Source organism: Methylobacterium sp. J-043, assembly GCF_022829505.1.
Taxonomy (GTDB): Bacteria; Pseudomonadota; Alphaproteobacteria; order Rhizobiales; family Beijerinckiaceae; genus Methylobacterium; species Methylobacterium extorquens_A.
In genome coordinates, this window is record NZ_JAKSYB010000045.1 from 172707 (window position 1) to 187947 (window position 15241).

16 protein-coding genes, 1 tRNA gene and 1 pseudogene are annotated in these 15241 nt (G+C 65.1%); 9 read left to right on the forward strand and 9 right to left on the reverse strand.

Translation table 11 applies throughout. The features are described 5' to 3' along the window. Positions 1-251: 251 nt before the first annotated feature. On the reverse strand, positions 252-923 hold the full coding sequence (locus MKK50_RS12205; protein ID WP_499022561.1) for a spermidine synthase: 672 nt from the start codon (positions 921-923) through the stop codon (positions 252-254). 88 nt (positions 924-1011) lie between these two features. Between MKK50_RS12205 and MKK50_RS12210 the strand changes: the two genes are divergently transcribed. Continuing rightward, complete coding sequence (locus MKK50_RS12210; protein WP_004446489.1) at positions 1012-1263, forward strand: hypothetical protein; 252 nt, start codon at positions 1012-1014, stop codon at positions 1261-1263. A gap of 366 nt (positions 1264-1629) precedes the next feature. Here MKK50_RS12210 and MKK50_RS12215 read toward each other — a convergent pair whose 3' ends face one another. After that, on the reverse strand, positions 1630-1869 hold the full coding sequence (locus MKK50_RS12215) for a DUF6894 family protein (protein ID WP_253371773.1): 240 nt from the start codon (positions 1867-1869) through the stop codon (positions 1630-1632). Between the two features lie 533 nt (positions 1870-2402). Here MKK50_RS12215 and MKK50_RS12220 point away from each other — a divergent pair. Next, positions 2403-2696, forward strand: coding sequence for a hypothetical protein (locus MKK50_RS12220; protein WP_499022565.1), 294 nt, complete (start codon positions 2403-2405; stop codon positions 2694-2696). A 29-nt stretch (positions 2697-2725) separates the two neighbouring features. On the opposite strand, the pseudogene MKK50_RS12225 reads toward MKK50_RS12220, so the two are convergent. Further along, positions 2726-2891: pseudogene (locus MKK50_RS12225) on the reverse strand (IS481 family transposase); the annotation flags it as partial. A 72-nt stretch (positions 2892-2963) separates the two neighbouring features. On the opposite strand from MKK50_RS12225, the gene MKK50_RS12230 reads away from it, so the two are divergent. Further along, positions 2964-3188: a hypothetical protein gene (locus MKK50_RS12230; RefSeq protein WP_253371769.1), complete on the forward strand. Its 225-nt coding sequence runs from the start codon at positions 2964-2966 to the stop codon at positions 3186-3188. Positions 3189-3761: 573 nt separating this feature from the next. On the opposite strand, the gene MKK50_RS12235 is transcribed toward MKK50_RS12230, so the two are convergent. The 5 genes from MKK50_RS12235 to MKK50_RS12255 all read right to left on the reverse strand — a co-directional run bounded on the left by MKK50_RS12235 (position 3762) and on the right by MKK50_RS12255 (position 8586). Next, positions 3762-4010 (reverse strand): hypothetical protein, encoded by a 249-nt coding sequence (locus MKK50_RS12235; RefSeq protein ID WP_499022567.1) that lies wholly within the window; start codon positions 4008-4010, stop codon positions 3762-3764. Positions 4011-4313: 303 nt separating this feature from the next. Next, the gene (locus tag MKK50_RS12240) at positions 4314-4547 is read right to left on the reverse strand and encodes a hypothetical protein (RefSeq protein ID WP_499022570.1); all 234 of its coding nucleotides are present in this window, start codon (positions 4545-4547) and stop codon (positions 4314-4316) included. 147 nt (positions 4548-4694) lie between these two features. After that, positions 4695-4940 (reverse strand): DUF6894 family protein, encoded by a 246-nt coding sequence (locus MKK50_RS12245; protein WP_253371764.1) that lies wholly within the window; start codon positions 4938-4940, stop codon positions 4695-4697. Between the two features lie 332 nt (positions 4941-5272). Then, a complete protein-coding gene (locus MKK50_RS12250) occupies positions 5273-5674 on the reverse strand; it encodes a hypothetical protein (protein WP_499022737.1) in 402 nt (133 codons plus the stop codon). A gap of 2835 nt (positions 5675-8509) precedes the next feature. Continuing rightward, positions 8510-8586: transfer RNA gene (locus MKK50_RS12255), tRNA-His, on the reverse strand. Between the two features lie 49 nt (positions 8587-8635). Between MKK50_RS12255 and MKK50_RS12260 the strand changes: the two genes are divergently transcribed. From MKK50_RS12260 to MKK50_RS12280, 5 genes are all read left to right on the forward strand, one after another. Beyond that, positions 8636-10573: a chloride channel protein gene (locus tag MKK50_RS12260; protein WP_499022573.1), complete on the forward strand. Its 1938-nt coding sequence runs from the start codon at positions 8636-8638 to the stop codon at positions 10571-10573. 26 nt (positions 10574-10599) lie between these two features. Next, on the forward strand, positions 10600-11088 hold the full coding sequence (locus MKK50_RS12265) for a hypothetical protein (protein WP_499022577.1): 489 nt from the start codon (positions 10600-10602) through the stop codon (positions 11086-11088). 9 nt (positions 11089-11097) lie between these two features. Then, positions 11098-11946 carry a 3-deoxy-8-phosphooctulonate synthase gene (gene kdsA / locus MKK50_RS12270; RefSeq protein ID WP_499022580.1) on the forward strand — a complete coding sequence of 283 codons (849 nt, stop codon included), beginning with the start codon at positions 11098-11100 and terminating at the stop codon, positions 11944-11946. Between the two features lie 191 nt (positions 11947-12137). Further along, the gene (locus MKK50_RS12275; protein ID WP_253371752.1) at positions 12138-12449 is read left to right on the forward strand and encodes a hypothetical protein; all 312 of its coding nucleotides are present in this window, start codon (positions 12138-12140) and stop codon (positions 12447-12449) included. A 178-nt stretch (positions 12450-12627) separates the two neighbouring features. Continuing rightward, on the forward strand, positions 12628-13146 hold the full coding sequence (locus MKK50_RS12280; protein WP_499022582.1) for a hypothetical protein: 519 nt from the start codon (positions 12628-12630) through the stop codon (positions 13144-13146). 18 nt (positions 13147-13164) lie between these two features. On the opposite strand, the gene queF is transcribed toward MKK50_RS12280, so the two are convergent. Then, complete coding sequence (gene queF / locus MKK50_RS12285) at positions 13165-13626, reverse strand: preQ(1) synthase (RefSeq protein ID WP_253371749.1); 462 nt, start codon at positions 13624-13626, stop codon at positions 13165-13167. A 288-nt stretch (positions 13627-13914) separates the two neighbouring features. Here queF and eno point away from each other — a divergent pair, with 288 nt between their 5' ends. Continuing rightward, entirely contained in the window at positions 13915-15204 is a 1290-nt protein-coding gene (gene eno / locus MKK50_RS12290; protein ID WP_499022585.1) for a phosphopyruvate hydratase, read from the forward strand. Positions 15205-15241 lie beyond the last annotated feature (37 nt).

Consider the following 15241-nt stretch of genomic DNA (forward strand, 5'->3'; position numbering starts at 1 on the left):
TCACGCCGCCATTTCGGAACGTTGCGTGCCATCGCTCTTTCTGGCGACGGACGTCGCGATGAACCTCGAGAATCCGCTGATCAAGGTTCAGGAAGCCGCGGCGGTCTATGTCATCGTCGGCGCCGTGGCGGGCGAGAAGGCAGATCGCTGACTCACAGACGAGCTCGACAGCCGCATCGGCTCCGAGCGACAAGACATCGCGTACCCGGCCGAAGGATTTTGGCCCGGTGCGCGGACAGTTCACCAAGCCGTCAGGGCGGCGTTGCGAGCCAGATGACATGGCGGGGCCCGCTCGAACCGCTGGCCGGGCGACGAACCTCCTCGACGGCGAAGCCGAGACGCTGGAGCCGTGCCTTGAACTTGCGGTCGGGCGTCCCCGACCAGACGCCGAGCGTGCCGCCGGGCTTCAAGGCCCATTGCGCCCGCTTTAGGCCCCACTCGTCGTAGAGTCGGTTGTTCGCGCGCCGCAGCAGCCCCTCCGGGCCGTTATCCACATCCAAGAGGATGGCATCCCACCCGGCAGCCTCGGACTGGATCAGGCGGGTCACGTCCGTCTCGCGCAGTTCGACGCGCGGATCGTCCAGGCAGCCGGCGAAGACGGGCGCAAGCGGTCCCCGCGCCCAGGCGGCAACCGCCGGCACGAGTTCGGCGACGACGATACGCGCGTCCGGTCCGAATTCCCGCAAAGCGGCGCGAAGCGTGAAGCCCATCCCGAGGCCGCCGATCAGGATACGCGGCGCCGGCCGGCTCGTCAGCCTGGCACAGGTCAGCGAGGCCAGAGCTTCCTCCGAGATGCCGCGCGTGCTGTTCATCAGTTCGATGTTGCCGACGACGATGGAGAATTCACCGCCGCGCTGCATCAAAGCGAGGCTCTTGCCGCCGCCGGGCACGTCGCTGGTTTCGAGGTGCACCCAATCGTTCATCGCTGCCTTTCCCGGCCGGGCGCCGGGTGCGACCCCGCATGCGTCCGCCGCCATTGCTCTTTCCGCTGAAGGCCGCCTATCAGCGGGCATGTCCAAACGCACCAAATCTCTACCGCAGCAGCGCGGCTTCGTTCTCTTCGACGTTGTCTTCGAAGACGGCACACGCGCCTCGAACCGGCGTGTCCCGATGGAAATTCTCGGTGGGCTCGACGGTGACGAGCCGGCGCGTCAGCTCATCGCCGAGCAGGAGGCGGAAATCGCGCAGAAGGCCGGCCGGGCACCGCGCGAAATCCAGCAGCTCACGCGCTCGCCGATCGCGAAGCCGGTGATCGCCACCTGATGCCATGGCGCTGCCCCCTGCTCGCTGGCTCGTAGCAGCAGGGGAAGCCCGGCTTGTCTGGCAAGCGGGTCCGACCGGCTCACAGGCGCCAGCCCTGGATCGAGCCAAACGAAGAAGGGGCTGGCTCGGCGCCGCCCCCCTCCAGGCCATGCGAAGTTCGATGGTACCACCGCCCCGGCGCGAACCGGGGGGGGGATCCCTGCAGCGTTCCATGAGCAGGATCGGACATGAGCGCGACCCAGACCACCGAACGATCCGCCGCCGAGTTGCGCAGCCCGCTCCGGTTCGAATAGGGCCTCGGCTTGGACGAGACGACAGTGCGGGCGATTTACGAGGCGCTCGGGCGGGAAGGCGCCGCGGCCGGCGTCAGCGAAGCAGCCAGGTACCCACAAAGCAAAGAGCGGCAGAGTAGACGGGATGCCCGTCCTCGTCGGTCACCAGCACCGTAATGGTTTGGCGCTCACCATCCTTCGGCACCTCGTGTCTTGCGATCGCGGGCAGCAGGATCTTGGCCTCCAGCGCCGCGGCCTGCACGTTGTCACAAAGGGTACCCTCGTCGTCGCGCTCGTGGTGACCGTCATGGACGTCGAAAAAAAAGCGCGGCATGTGACTCTCCGCTCGCTGGGCGGGAGCACATCTGTCTCTCAACCGCGGAAAGCCATAATCCGGACCGCGACCGGATCACCTTAAACGTATGCCGGGCGTTAGCTACAACAAAAACGAGTCATGACATCCGAAGCTTCCATCGCACACACGAAGACATCGCTCGCTGAGTTTGAGAGGGTGATCCAAATGATCGGTGGCGATGCGGCGGGGCGAGCCTCGGAGGAGCCGAGCCAGCAGCGCCAGAAACGAAAAACCCCGCTGCGGCTGGGCCGGGCGGGGCAAGGTAGGCGTGTTGGGAAATGAAGTAAAATAAACCAACGAAGTCAACGCCGGTTGCCTAGGTGCGGGATTTCTGCACCCCATGAGCAGCAACGATTATTTTCGAAGCCTCCCGCACCTCAAAGTCCTGTGACGGACAAGGTCGCGCAGCGCTGGCACAGCGTGCAGCCGCCCCCTTCCCGCGACAAGCGGGCGGCAGTAGCGTCAAGATGCGCCGGAGCCGAAATGGCCGCTGGCGAGCGGAGGGGCGAACGGTGCTGCGATTGGTCACGGCAATCATGCTGGCGTCATGCGTCTCTGCGAAGGCGCAAGGCGATTGCTACGACACCGTCCGCTCCGTCTCGACGCTCACCTTCGCCGAAATCGAGTGCCGGGAGGAGTTCGGGGCGAGCGCGGCAGCGGGAGCCGTCCAGTCCTGCGCCACGGCTCTGTCGGAGCCGGATTTCGATCAGACCACCAGGGAAGCCGACACAGCGTTCCGCTCTCGCGTCGTGAAGGAAGGGCTGGCCGCCGTGTGTGCGGACACGCGGCGCTCTGTGGGCCGATAGCGGAGTGGAGGGGGTGGGAGTACGGACCAACTGTACGGTCCCAGGATGTGGTGTGACGGATCAACCCTGAAGCGTTGGGTCTCTTTGGTCCAAGCTTGGCAGAAGTGTTCGTAGCAGCGTCTTGAGGCGGCGGGGGTGGTTGTAGGCATCCACGAAGAGTTGGAGGTGATCTCTAAGCTGATCGTGGCTGTCATAGCCGATGTCGGCCGGGTCGCGACGACGGCGCAGGGGACGCGATTAAATCTCAGCGCGCCCTAGATACAACGGATGAACAAACAACTTCTCAGACGACGCGTCGTCTTCGCACTGCTGAGCGGCGCATGCTGTGGGCTCGTCGCCCTTGGCACTCTCTGGCTGCTGTGGCCGCAGCAGCTTGCGCCACTCCCTCCCATTGCCGTCGCGCTGGCAGGCGTTCTTGGATCAGCCGGCGGCGCGTTCGCTGCCCTCATCGCGCTGAGCCAGACCAAGTCGGAGCAAAGCCAGCAAGAGTGATGTGCGCTGGTGAGGCACGTTTCGGCGCGGTCCGCTCCACGCGCGGCGCCTGCATCACCTCCACGGTCCTTGAGCACACCAAAAAAACACTGCCGCGGCTGAGCCGGGCGGAGCTATGACAGCGCCAGATCAAAAACGCGTCAGAGACCCACTCTCTGATGGATCGCAGGCTCATTCAGCCGCAATGAACGGCCATGAAACAACCTACATCACTCGGCGACATTCTCGTACTGATCGGTGTTGGCGCCATTCTCGCTGGCTTGGCCCTACACGTGCTGCGTAGCGCCCCAGCTTGGGTAGGCGCATAAAAAGCCCCGCCGCAGCGAGCCGGGCGGGGCAAGGTGGATATCGAGATGGAAGGGTCCGCTGATGGGCGGACGTAGTGTAGACGGGCGTCAGCGGCGTTCAGTCCGGCGGGCCTGACCTGCGCTGGACGCGCGACGCCTGCCAACAAAAACCCCGCACGGCGGGCGCCGGCGGGGCAAGTTGGGTCTTACGAAGCCCGCTGGAGGGCGGGCATGAGGCAGACGAGCTGCGGCGGGTAGATAGTCCGGATCAGCGCCCCCAGGCCGATCACTCCTTCATGATCGCCTCTACGTCCGCCAGGGTGCCCCGAGCGGTCTCCGCGCGCTCGTGCGAGGCCGAGTCGAAACCCCATGCATCGTGCGCCTCAATCCCTCCGTGGGTCGGATAGGCCGGATCGGCCGTGGGCCCTTCATCGCGGATGGTTTCGAGAGCGCCGATCGCCTCAGTGAGGGCGCGCTCACACCGATCAGTCGGGGGATCGCTTTCCACATTCGCTGTCGGATTGGTGCTGACCATGCTGCGCCTCCAGCGGCGGGGGCCCGCCTAAGGAACGAGACTGCACAGACAATTGCATGTTGCATAGCGTTCGATCGCACATCCTGTTTCGATGTGCCGCTCACGGCTTTCGTTCAATCTGAACCTTGACCACGTTCTGCCTCCGTGTGATCGGCCAGTAGTATCGCTGCAGCGGGTTACGGGCGTATTCGGGCGCCGCGTAGTACTCGCCGCCGCCCGGCTCGAATTCCTCCGGCACGGCGAAGCATGTCGTGATGACGCGTCGCCCGAGCCCCTGCGATCGCAAGGCCCGGTGTTAGGGCGTCAAATCGCGAATGACGTATCGCTTGGTGCTTCGGCATCGAAAGCAGCGGCCTTTTCGACGCTGGTAGGTGCCCCTTCCATGAGACGGCTCGTCTCTCGAACCACGTCTTCGTAAAGAATCGTGAGCATGCCCGACAGACAATGGTTGCAGAAGGCTCGCGGGCGCTCCGAGCGCAGCACAACGCGGATACTCATCCATTGGCCCGTCGCCGGCCATTCGGGGTTCGCAGCCATTTGGTCAATCCCACATTCCAGAGTGGGACTGAGCAACCTCCCGGAGGGGTAACGCCTGAGCAGATAAGTTCGGACCGACAAAGCAATAAATATATAATTGCCGAATCCAAAACCTCACTTTTGATCGCCTACAGGATCGCTCGTGCTTTATGTTTCTCTTTTCTCGATATTTATATTGAACGACATTCGTACACTTGCCATTACTGTATTATCGGGCCGACGAATGACGATGACCATTGCCCCGCCATTGCTTCCGATCATTTTCGGATTTACCGAATGGATCGCGGCTACGTGCATTGCATGCAACTTCGCCGCCTCAAAGTCTTCAAGTTCCACGCCAACTTTATCTGTTATGTGAGTGCCATCGTGCACATCGAAGTAATAGAGAGGCACTGTTTAAATCCTGCGATGAAGGCAAGAGCACAAACCTCTCTCAGTCGTCGACGCCCGTAGACGTCAGTCGGCGATAACGAATTGTACGCTAGTTATTCGCGTGCATTGGGGCGGGCAGAGTTGAAAACCTTCGTCCATATTGACGCAGTTCCCCCACACCTCACCCTGGAGGCGGTCCGCCGATCCCAAGCACCTCCGTCCGCCACCATTTCCCGACACCGGGCCGGGCCCGTTCGGTTGCGAGGTTGATGTCCGGACGAGTGGCGAAGATGGCTATGGCAGCGGCGTCGATCCCGAACAATCGACCGTTAAGCGTAGCCCCGCCGCTGCCGCTAGAACAACCGCTGGAGCGAGCTGCGGGCAGCCGAGGAGCTATCGACGATCCGCGCAGGGCCGCATCGGAAGTCGTCGGGGATGTGCTCCTGGCTGTACAATGGCCTACGGCCCAACTCCCACGGCGGCCTACGGAAATAGACGTCTTCGAGGTTCACTCTGCGGAAGGCGCCCCTCGGTCCTGGCACGTCCGACAGAAGCAGGCGCTCGTAGTTCAACTCGCACTCGTCCTCATAATCGATCGTGCGGGCCATGGAGAAGCTCGAGCCGGGCGGCGCGCGGGGTGCCGATGGTGGTAGCACCTCGCAGGACCAGCGCCGGGCCCCGGCGACCGCGCCGAAGTAGAGGGCGAAAAGCACGAGGCAGGCGCCGCCGGACGCGATCCAGCAACAATTCGGCATGTTGGGCGGTGCTTGGCCTTCGGGCGACAGGCTTCAGTCAACGGCTCCAACTCAATCCACTGCGCGTCTGACAGCATCACGTCTCCTCACTTGAAAACGAGAAACCGCCAGACTTCGCAATTCGTTCAGACGACGACAGGCCCTAATTTCGGCCGAGAACGAGTTTTCAACGAGATCGATCATCTCCGGACTCTATCCCCAGACCTCATACCACTTAAGAGTAAATGCAGGGCAAGCCCATCCATGCAAGCTATCTGACCCGGCGTGAGATGATCTTATAGCTTCTGCAGGCTCCGGCCGATGATCCTACAGCAGCAACTGCTCTGCACACTCTTGGAGTAGGACGATGACCGGTGATCGGAAAGAAAATCCGACACGGCACCGTTCAAGTGCCCGGCGTGTGGACGTCGATCAACAAGATGCGAACTCCGAGGCCACAGATGGCGCAACCAGGGTGGGAAATTTCCGGCCGCACTACTCTAGATCAGGTTTTACGAATCACGAAAATGGAACATCGGGTGACAGTCTCTGGGTCACACAGCTTCTCAACCAACTGGACAAGGAGCGAGACGCTCGCCGCACAAGGTCGACGCAAGCGAAGCCGGCAGAGAATCGACACACCGATGGGGCAGAGCTGTCGACTGAAGCCAATCGTGAAATCTGCCGCGGAAATGCGGATACGGGAGAAGTAAGTCAGTCACCGACGCTCAGTCAGGAAAGTTTTGCATCTAACGATCGGCGCACGGCATGGCCATACGCGAAGTGCGGCGTAGCCGCTTTAACTCTGGTGTGCGGGATCACTGCTCTCATCGAGTTTAGACGGCAACAAGATACCCTCGACACGACAGATCGTCAGGCGACTCATTCCCCGATGAGCCCAGCACCCGCCACGCCTTCAGCGGGGTTGCGCAAATTGCTGGACATCCCGCTTACCGAGACCGTCACCGTCCTTGCCCCAGAGAAATTTGCTGAAACGGATGCCTCGCCTAGTTCAGCATCAACATTGAACGGCGATGCTATTGAAGTCGCGGCGATCGTGAGCAGCCCAGGCATTTCGCCCGCCGTGTCAGTCCCCCGCCATGCTCGCATATCCCTACCGCAGGGGCCGACCGTGCGGATCCTGGCTCCCCCGAAGCCGCTCATCACGGACGCAAACCTTTCGGTCGAGGTTACGGCGCACAACGCTGCGAGCGAAGAGGGCCCACCAATCGATCGAAGTCCCGGAGGTGTCCGAACGGGAGCCTCGTCTGATGCCGGCTCCTATCGCGAGGCGGGCCGTCCGACGCAGGGCGAACCAACTAGCGAGGCGGCGAGAACCAGCGAAAGATCGAAACCGCTACGGCCTCGCACTCGATCGCACACAGGAATTGGTTTCAGCAAATTACGGCGCGAAGCCAGACCAGCACTTCCGCATCTCGCCAGAGCGGATCGACTAAGAAACTTCACGTTGCCATCCCTCCTACGACCAACGCCGCACTAGACGGACAGATCATCCTGCAAAATGTATAGGATCCGACAAATGCACGCGAAAATTTTGGCCACCGTCATCAACAGCACCTGGGCTGCCTGCTTAATGCTTGCGGTCGGAGCCGGCGAAGCGAATGCTCGGCCGGGTCACTCAACGCCGAGACTGAAAACATACGCGACATGGACGATGCCGTGGCAGTTGAGCCTTTCTTCCGCCGCCTCGCGGGCGAAGGGTGAGCGGACAATAGTGGTCCGGCTGCCGAAATATGGAAAAGTGCGAGGCACGAAAGTTGCGTTACGCTACGTATTCGCGCCGCTGCCAAAAACGCCGGGCCGAAACTCTCTGGTAAATTCTTGTCGTTCGACGGTCGCTAAATCAGCAAGGAAGCTGGGGGCCATACGGATTGATGCCGCATCGGCTGGTCCTGAAAGGCGAACGAACGGCGGTTCCGCCGCACGAGTCGGTTTTCGCCTAATTTATGCAAGTCTCAAGAAGGGCGAGAACCACGAGGTGCGACAAGGCGTACTGACGTGCAAGGCAGATAGAGCCGGCAAAATCGTCGATGCTTACGCCTAGAGCATCATCCCGAAAGTTGGCTTCCAGCTTTCGGAAAAAGATGATGAAAAAGCGAAAGGTTAGAGCATCGTCCTGGATCCGAGATCCAAGACGATGCTCTAGCTTCCATCGGTCGCATCCGGTCGGCAGATCAATCTCGGCGCTGCATCGATCACCCGGTCTCTGCGTACCAGATCACAAAGTTCAAGGCGGTCCGGGTCTGGGGTGAGGGCTTCGGCCCCCGCTTCCATTCTGAAACTGGTTGCGGCGGTCGGATTTGAATCGGCGACTCTCAGGTTGTGAGCCCAGCGAGCTACCGGGGTGCTCTACGCCACGTCGAACCTGTGCTCCCCGCCGACCCATCACTCTCTCAGTAGAGGCTGAGCGCAACAAGGGGATCTGTGCCGAGGTCGATGAGGGAGACTTTGTCACTCTCTCGCGCTTCCGCTGTTACCCGCATCGGGCGCCCCGTTCGCTCACGTCTACGCCAAGCGCCGACGGTCGCGCCGAGAGGGTGGGGGCTTCATCTTCGTGCACCAGCAGGTTCTGGGAGTCGTTGACTGCGCCGAGATCGACGACCGCGATGGGGACGGGCTGAACAACCGCCGCGGAAACCTCCGCCACCTCACCCATGCCGGGAACATACAGCCTTCGCGATCCGCCGCAACGAAGCGAAAATGGACGTCTGGCTCGTCGAGCAGGGCATCGATCCGAACTGGAAGGCGGAACGATAGCTGAACGATATTTGCCGACTGAACAGCAAACCGGGGCCTGAGCGATGACTCAGACCCCGGCTAACTCACTGAATTGTATGGTACCACCGCCCCGGCTCGAACGGGGGACCCCTAGATCCACAATCTAGTGCTCTAACCAACTGAGCTACGGCGGCACGTGAGGGGGGACTTATCCCGAGGCTCGCGGCATTTCAAGCGCCTTCAATGCGCCTCTTCGCGGTTCGCACCACCGATCCACCGATGTTAGACCGCGGGCGCATGGCCGCCATGGTCTGCGATCCGGCCCCAGCCTCCGCGAGTGCGATGAGCCCGTCTCCGCCCACCACCGCCCCGCTCGTCCAGGCTCCGGTCCGGCTTCGAGCCTGGGTGCGGGGGAACGAGATCGCCCTCGTGGGCCTCGCCGCCGTTACGGGATGCGTCGGGGGGCTCGTCGTCGTCGCCATGAGCGGCGCCACCCAGTTCCTGCGCGAAATCCTCTATCGCCTCCCCGCGGGCCAGCGCCTCAGCAGCCTGACGGACCTTCCGGCCGAGGGGCTGATGGGGGTTCCGTTCCTGGCTCCGGCGCTCGGCGGAGCGATCCTAGGCCTGCTGCTCCTTATCGCAACGAGGGGGCGCGGCAAGGCCAAGCGTGCAGTGGTCGATCCGATCGAGGCCAACGCACTGCATGGGGGGCGGATGTCGCTGCGCGACTCCCTCGACGTGGCAGCGCAGAACGTGGTCTCGAACGGCTGCGGCGCCTCGGTCGGGCTGGAGGCAGGGTACACCCAGGTCGCGGCGGGGATCGCCTCGCGGCTCGGCATCGCCTTCGAGATGCGGCGTTCGGACTTGCGTACCTTAGTCGGCTGCGGCTCGGCCGCTGCCATCGCCGCCGCATTCGGCTCGCCCCTGACCGGCGCGTTCTACGCGTTCGAACTCATCATCGGCACCTACACAATCGCGACCCTCGCTCCCGTCGTCGTCGCGGCCCTGTGCGGAAGCCTTGTGGCGCGGGCGCTTACCCCCCAGGTCGCCCTGGTCGATGTCGGTTCCCTGGCGCTGGCCAAGGATACGGCTTTGGTGGCGGGCGACACGCTGCCGTGCCTCGTCCTCGGCCTCGTCTGCGCCGGCCTGGCGGTGCTGCTGATGCGCGGCGTGACGCTGGTGGAGCAGGGCTTTCGCGCCTCGCGCCTGCCCGCGCCGCTGCGGCCCGTCCTCGGCGGGCTGTGCGTCGGCGGGCTAGCGCTCGCGACGACCCCTCAGGTGCTCGCGGCCGGGCATGGCGCGCTCCACATCACCCTCGCGCCCGAGGCGGCGGTGGGGCTCGGATCGCTCGCCGGCCTCATTGTCGCCAAGGCCGCGGCCTCCGCGATGTCGATCGGGTCAGGCTTCCGCGGCGGCCTGTTCTTCGCATCATTGTTTCTCGGCGCGCTGGTGGGCCGCCTGTTCGCCGGGCTCGCGCCGATGGTCTGGCCCGGCTTCGAGGGGTTCGGCCTCGCTCCGGTCGGCTATGCCGTGATCGGCATGAGCGCCTTTGCCGTCGCCATCGTCGGCGGCCCGCTCACCATGACCTTCCTCGCCATGGAGATGACGGGCAGCTTCCCCGTGACCGGGCTCGTGCTCGCTTCGGTGATCGCCTCGTCGCTCACGGTGCGGAAGACCTTCGGCTACTCCTTCGCCACCTGGCGCTTCCACCTGCGCGGGGAAAGTATCCGCAGTGCCCACGATGTCGGCTGGATGCGCTCCCTGACGGTCGGGCGGATGATGCGCAAGGACATCCGGCCGGTGCCCCTCGACACCCCGATGGCGACGTTCCTGCGCGCGCATCCCCTCGGCTCGCCGTCGCGAGTGGTCATCGTGGACGAACACGATCGCTATGCCGGTATCGTGCTCGTGCCTGAGGCGCACGCGCGGGCGGCCGAGAATGGCGGCGAGACGCCCCGGCTCGCCGACGTCGTGCGCTACCCCGGTTCGTTTCTACTTGCCGACATGACCGTCAAGCAGGCCGCGACCGCCTTCGATGGAGCTGAGAGCGAAGAACTCGCCGTGCTTGACGGTTCGCAGAGCCGCCGGGTCATCGGATTGTTGACCGAGAGCCACACGCTCAAACGCTACAGCGAAGAGCTGGACCGGCAGCGACGCGCCATGCTCGGCGAAGCGGCTTGAGGCGCGCCCGTGCTATGGATCGCGGCATGACCCTGCGCACTCACCTTGCCGGCCTCGCCCTTGTTTTCGCCCTCGGCACAGCCGCGCAAGCGGATTCCTGCGATGGGCTGACCGTGCGGTTGATCCGGGAAACGGGCGTCGCCCTGGCCGGAAGCAGCGGCGCCACCGTCGTGTTCCGCGCCGCCGACGCCGACCGGATGAGCCTCGATTGCGCGACACCGCGGCGGCTCGCGTTCCGCTCGGATCTTCGCGAGCCGCCGCGCGGGTTCTTCGTCCTGATCGGGCTCGCCGCGCATACGCTGGCCGGCGCGCCGGCCGACTCCGTCGAGACGCTTGCCCAGCGCCTGCACCAGGACAGCCTGCTCACCGGCGCGCCGCAGCTCGGCCGCGTCGGCGGCGCGGTGGTGCGCTGTGATCCCGGCGACCGGCCGGACGGCTTCGGCGTCGGCAGCCTGTGCCGTCTGGCGGCGGAGAGGCCGAGCCGCGGTCTTTCCCGCGCGGCGGCGCCGGGCTAGACGGGCCCTATGCCCGAGACCGCACAAACTTCCGGCTCCGTCGTCCAGACCGGCGGCGTCGCCTTCGCCAACCATCTGCCGCTGGCGCTGATCGCCGGCCCGTGCCAGCTCGAAGGGCGAACCCACGCCCTCGAAGTCGCTGCCGCCCTCAAGGAGATGGCGGGCCGGCTCGGCATCGGCCTCGTGTTCAAATCGTCCTTCGACAAGGCCAACCGCACCTCCGGCCGCACCGCCCGCGGCGTCGGCCTCGACGAGGCGCTGCCGGTCTTCGCCGAGATCCGCGAGAGCCTCGGGCTGCCCGTGCTCACCGACGTGCACGAGGCCGAGCAATGCGCGCGGGCAGCGCAAGCCGTCGACATCCTGCAGATCCCGGCCTTCCTCTGCCGCCAGACGGACCTTCTGCTCGCCGCCGCCGCCACGGGCCGGGCGGTCAACGTCAAGAAGGGTCAGTTCCTCGCGCCTTGGGACATGGCCCATGTCGCGTCCAAGGTCACCGAGGCCGGCAACCCCAACGTCATCGTTACCGAGCGCGGCGCCTCCTTCGGCTACAACACCCTCGTCTCCGACATGCGCTCGCTGCCGATCATGGCCCGCGTCACCGGCGGCGCACCGGTGGTGTTCGACGCCACGCACTCGGTGCAGCAGCCAGGCGGGCAGGGCGCCACTTCCGGCGGGCAGCGGGAGTTCGTCGCGGTGCTCGCCCGCGCCGCGGTGGCGGTGGGCGTGGCGGGCGTGTTTATCGAGACCCATCCCGATCCCGACCGAGCCCCCTCCGACGGGCCGAACATGGTGGCGCTGTCCGACCTGCCGGCGCTGGTCGAAACGCTGATGGCATTCGACCGTCTCGCCAAGGCGTAGGGCGTGCGCGAACGGACCGGTTTCAGGTTTCGTTCAGGCGAAAGGCGCGATCTTCGCAGCCAATCGAGAACAACGCGGCTCCGCGTTCAGACTTCGACCCCGATCGGAGTGCGCGGGAACTTCCGGCAAAGCTCGGGTGTTTGAACGCCAAGACGTTTCTCGCAAGATGCTTCTGAATCGGAAAGGACGCTATGCGTAAGCTCGCCCTCGTCACCGCCGCCCTGATCTCGGTCGGCACGCTCACCGCCACCTCCGCCGATGCACGCCCCTACGGCCGCGGCTACGGCCATCACCACGGCCATTATCATGGCGGCGGCTACGGCCGGGGTGCCTATTACGGCGGCGGTCGCCGCCGCGGCATCGGCACCGGCGCGGCCGTGGGCCTCGGTATTGCCGGTCTCGCGGCTGGCGCGATCGCCGCCGGCGCGGCGCGCGACGCCTATGCCCGCGACAGCTACTATGGTCGTCCGGCCTACGGCGGCGGCTACGATTACGGCTACTGAGGCCTGAGCCTCATCTGATGCCGACAGGCGGCCGGGCAACCGGCCGCCTTTTTCGTGCGTGCCGTGTTTCAGATCCGTCGAGAGTTCACCATGGGCACGGAGCGAAATGCACGCCGGGATTGCACCCCCGCCGCCGATGCGACACCTTATCCCGCATCGCAACAGCTATGGGGGAATCATGCCTGTCATCGCGGCCGTCGTCGGGGCGTTCATGACCGGCCTGATGTACTATTTCATCTACGGCAACGGGATGGCGCAGCTCGACCACTTCCTCGGTGATCGGCGCAACGCGAAGCTCAGGGCGAAGAGTGAGGCTGCCTTCCGGGCTGCGCCGCTACGCGCGATCCGCGATCCGGCCGACGCGGCCGGCGTGCTGATGATGCTGGTGGCCCTCTCTCGTGGCACCCCGACCCCGGAGCAGGAGGCCGCGATCGAAGCCGAGATGCGCACGATCACCGGGCCCGACGACGACCACGGGACGCGTATGGCCTATATCCGTCACGCCGCCGCCCAGGCCTCCGACGCCAACACCGCCGTCGATCACCTCGCGCCGCTCCTGCGGGACAAGCTTGACGGCTCCGAGCGCGACGTTCTGGAGCGAATGCTGGAGGCTGTCGCCGTCATCCATGGCGGGCCGATCGAGGCCCAGGAACGGTTCATCGCGCGCACCGTCCGCGTGTTGGCCGAGCAGCACTGACGGCAGCGGCACAATCGCTCAACCCCGGCCGCGATAGGGCGCGACCCCCTGATCCGGCAGCCAGACGGATTTGAGCGGCTCGCCCGTCTGCCAGAACACGTCGATCGGAATCCCGCCGCGCGGATACCAGTAGCCGCCGATGCGCAGCCAGCGCGGTTCGAGCACCGCGACAAGCCGGCGCCCGATCCCCACGGTGCAATCCTCGTGGAACGCGCCGTGGTTGCGGAAGGCGCCGAGGTAGAGCTTCAGCGATTTGGATTCCACGAGCCAGCGGTCCGGCACGTAGTCGATGACAAGCGTCGCGAAATCCGGCTGGCCCGTCACCGGGCATAGCGAGGTGAATTCCGGCGCGGTGAAGCGGGCAAGATAATCGGTGTCGGCGTGGGGGTTAGGCACGCGGTCGAGCTGCGCGGCCTCGGGTGAGGCCGGCAGCGGTGTCTGCCGTCCGAGTTGCTGGGCGTGGGTCTCGATCGAATCCATGCGTGCCTATACCCGGCGGCGCCACCCGCGCCTATGGCACCGGGCGAATGCCAGGGATCCTCCGCGCTCAGAACCGTTCCAGGGACCGGTTCCGGGGAACGTTCTGACCAAAAAAATTGTGGCATCGAGCGGATTTTGTGAAACTTGCTTGACCCCAGGGGCCGGTCGAGCGCTTGCCCGTATCCCGAGGTTGGCGGATAAGCCCGCAACGCAGAGCGTCGCAGGACGCGCGGGCCTCGACGGCATCCGCGAGACGACCCCGCCGCGACGCGCCGCCAAGGAGCGCCCATGACCGCGATCACCAATATCGCCGCCCGCGAGATTCTCGACAGCCGTGGCAACCCCACCGTCGAGGTCGATGTCCTGCTGGAGGACGGCTCCTTCGGCCGCGCCGCGGTCCCCTCCGGCGCCTCCACCGGCGCCCATGAGGCGGTCGAGCTGCGGGACGGCGACAAGGGCCGCTACAACGGCAAGGGCGTGCTCAAGGCCGTCGATGCGGTGCAGAGCGAGATCCTCGACGCGATCGGCGGCATGGATGCCGAGGACCAGGTCGCCGTCGACGAGGCGATGATCGCCCTCGATGGCACCCCCAACAAGGCGCGGCTCGGCGCCAACGCCATCCTCGGCGTCTCGCTCGCGGTGGCCAAGGCGGCGGCCGAGACTGCCGGCCTGCCGCTCTACCGCTATGTCGGCGGCGTGCAGGGCCGGGTGCTTCCGGTGCCGATGATGAACATCGTCAACGGCGGGGCGCATGCCGACAACCCGATCGACTTCCAGGAATTCATGGTGATGCCGGTCGGCGCCACCTCGCTCTCCGACGCGGTGCGGATGGGCGCCGAGATCTTCCACACCCTCAAGAGCGCCCTGAAGAAGGCCGGCCACAACACCAATGTCGGCGACGAGGGCGGCTTCGCCCCGAACCTGCCGTCGGCGGAAGCCGCGCTCGACTTCGTCATGGAGTCGATCAACGCCGCCGGGTTCAAGCCCGGCAGCGACGTGGTTCTGGCGCTCGACTGCGCCGCCACGGAGTTCTTCAAGGACGGCGCCTACCGCTACGAGGGCGAGGGCCAGACCCGCTCGATCGAGGCCCAGGTCGATTACCTTGCCAAGCTGACCGAGGCCTACCCGATCCTCTCGATCGAGGACGGCATGTCGGAGGATGACTGGGAGGGCTGGAAGCTGCTGACCGACCGGATCGGCAGCCGCGTGCAGCTCGTCGGCGACGACCTGTTCGTCACCAATGTCGAGCGCCTCGCCCGCGGCATCGAGACGGGCACGGCCAACTCGATTCTGGTGAAGGTCAACCAAATCGGCTCGCTCACCGAGACCCTGGCCGCGGTCGATATGGCTCAGCGCGCCGGCTACACCGCGGTGATGTCGCACCGCTCCGGCGAGACCGAAGATTCGACCATCGCCGACCTCGCGGTCGCGACGAATTGCGGGCAGATCAAGACCGGCTCGCTCGCCCGCTCGGACAGACTGGCCAAGTACAACCAGCTCATCCGCATCGAGGAGGGCCTCGGCGCCCAGGCGCTCTATGCCGGCCGCAGCGCGATCCGGCAGCTTGCCGGCCGCTGATCGGTCACCGAGTTAGCAGTCGGGGCGCGGCAGGCCG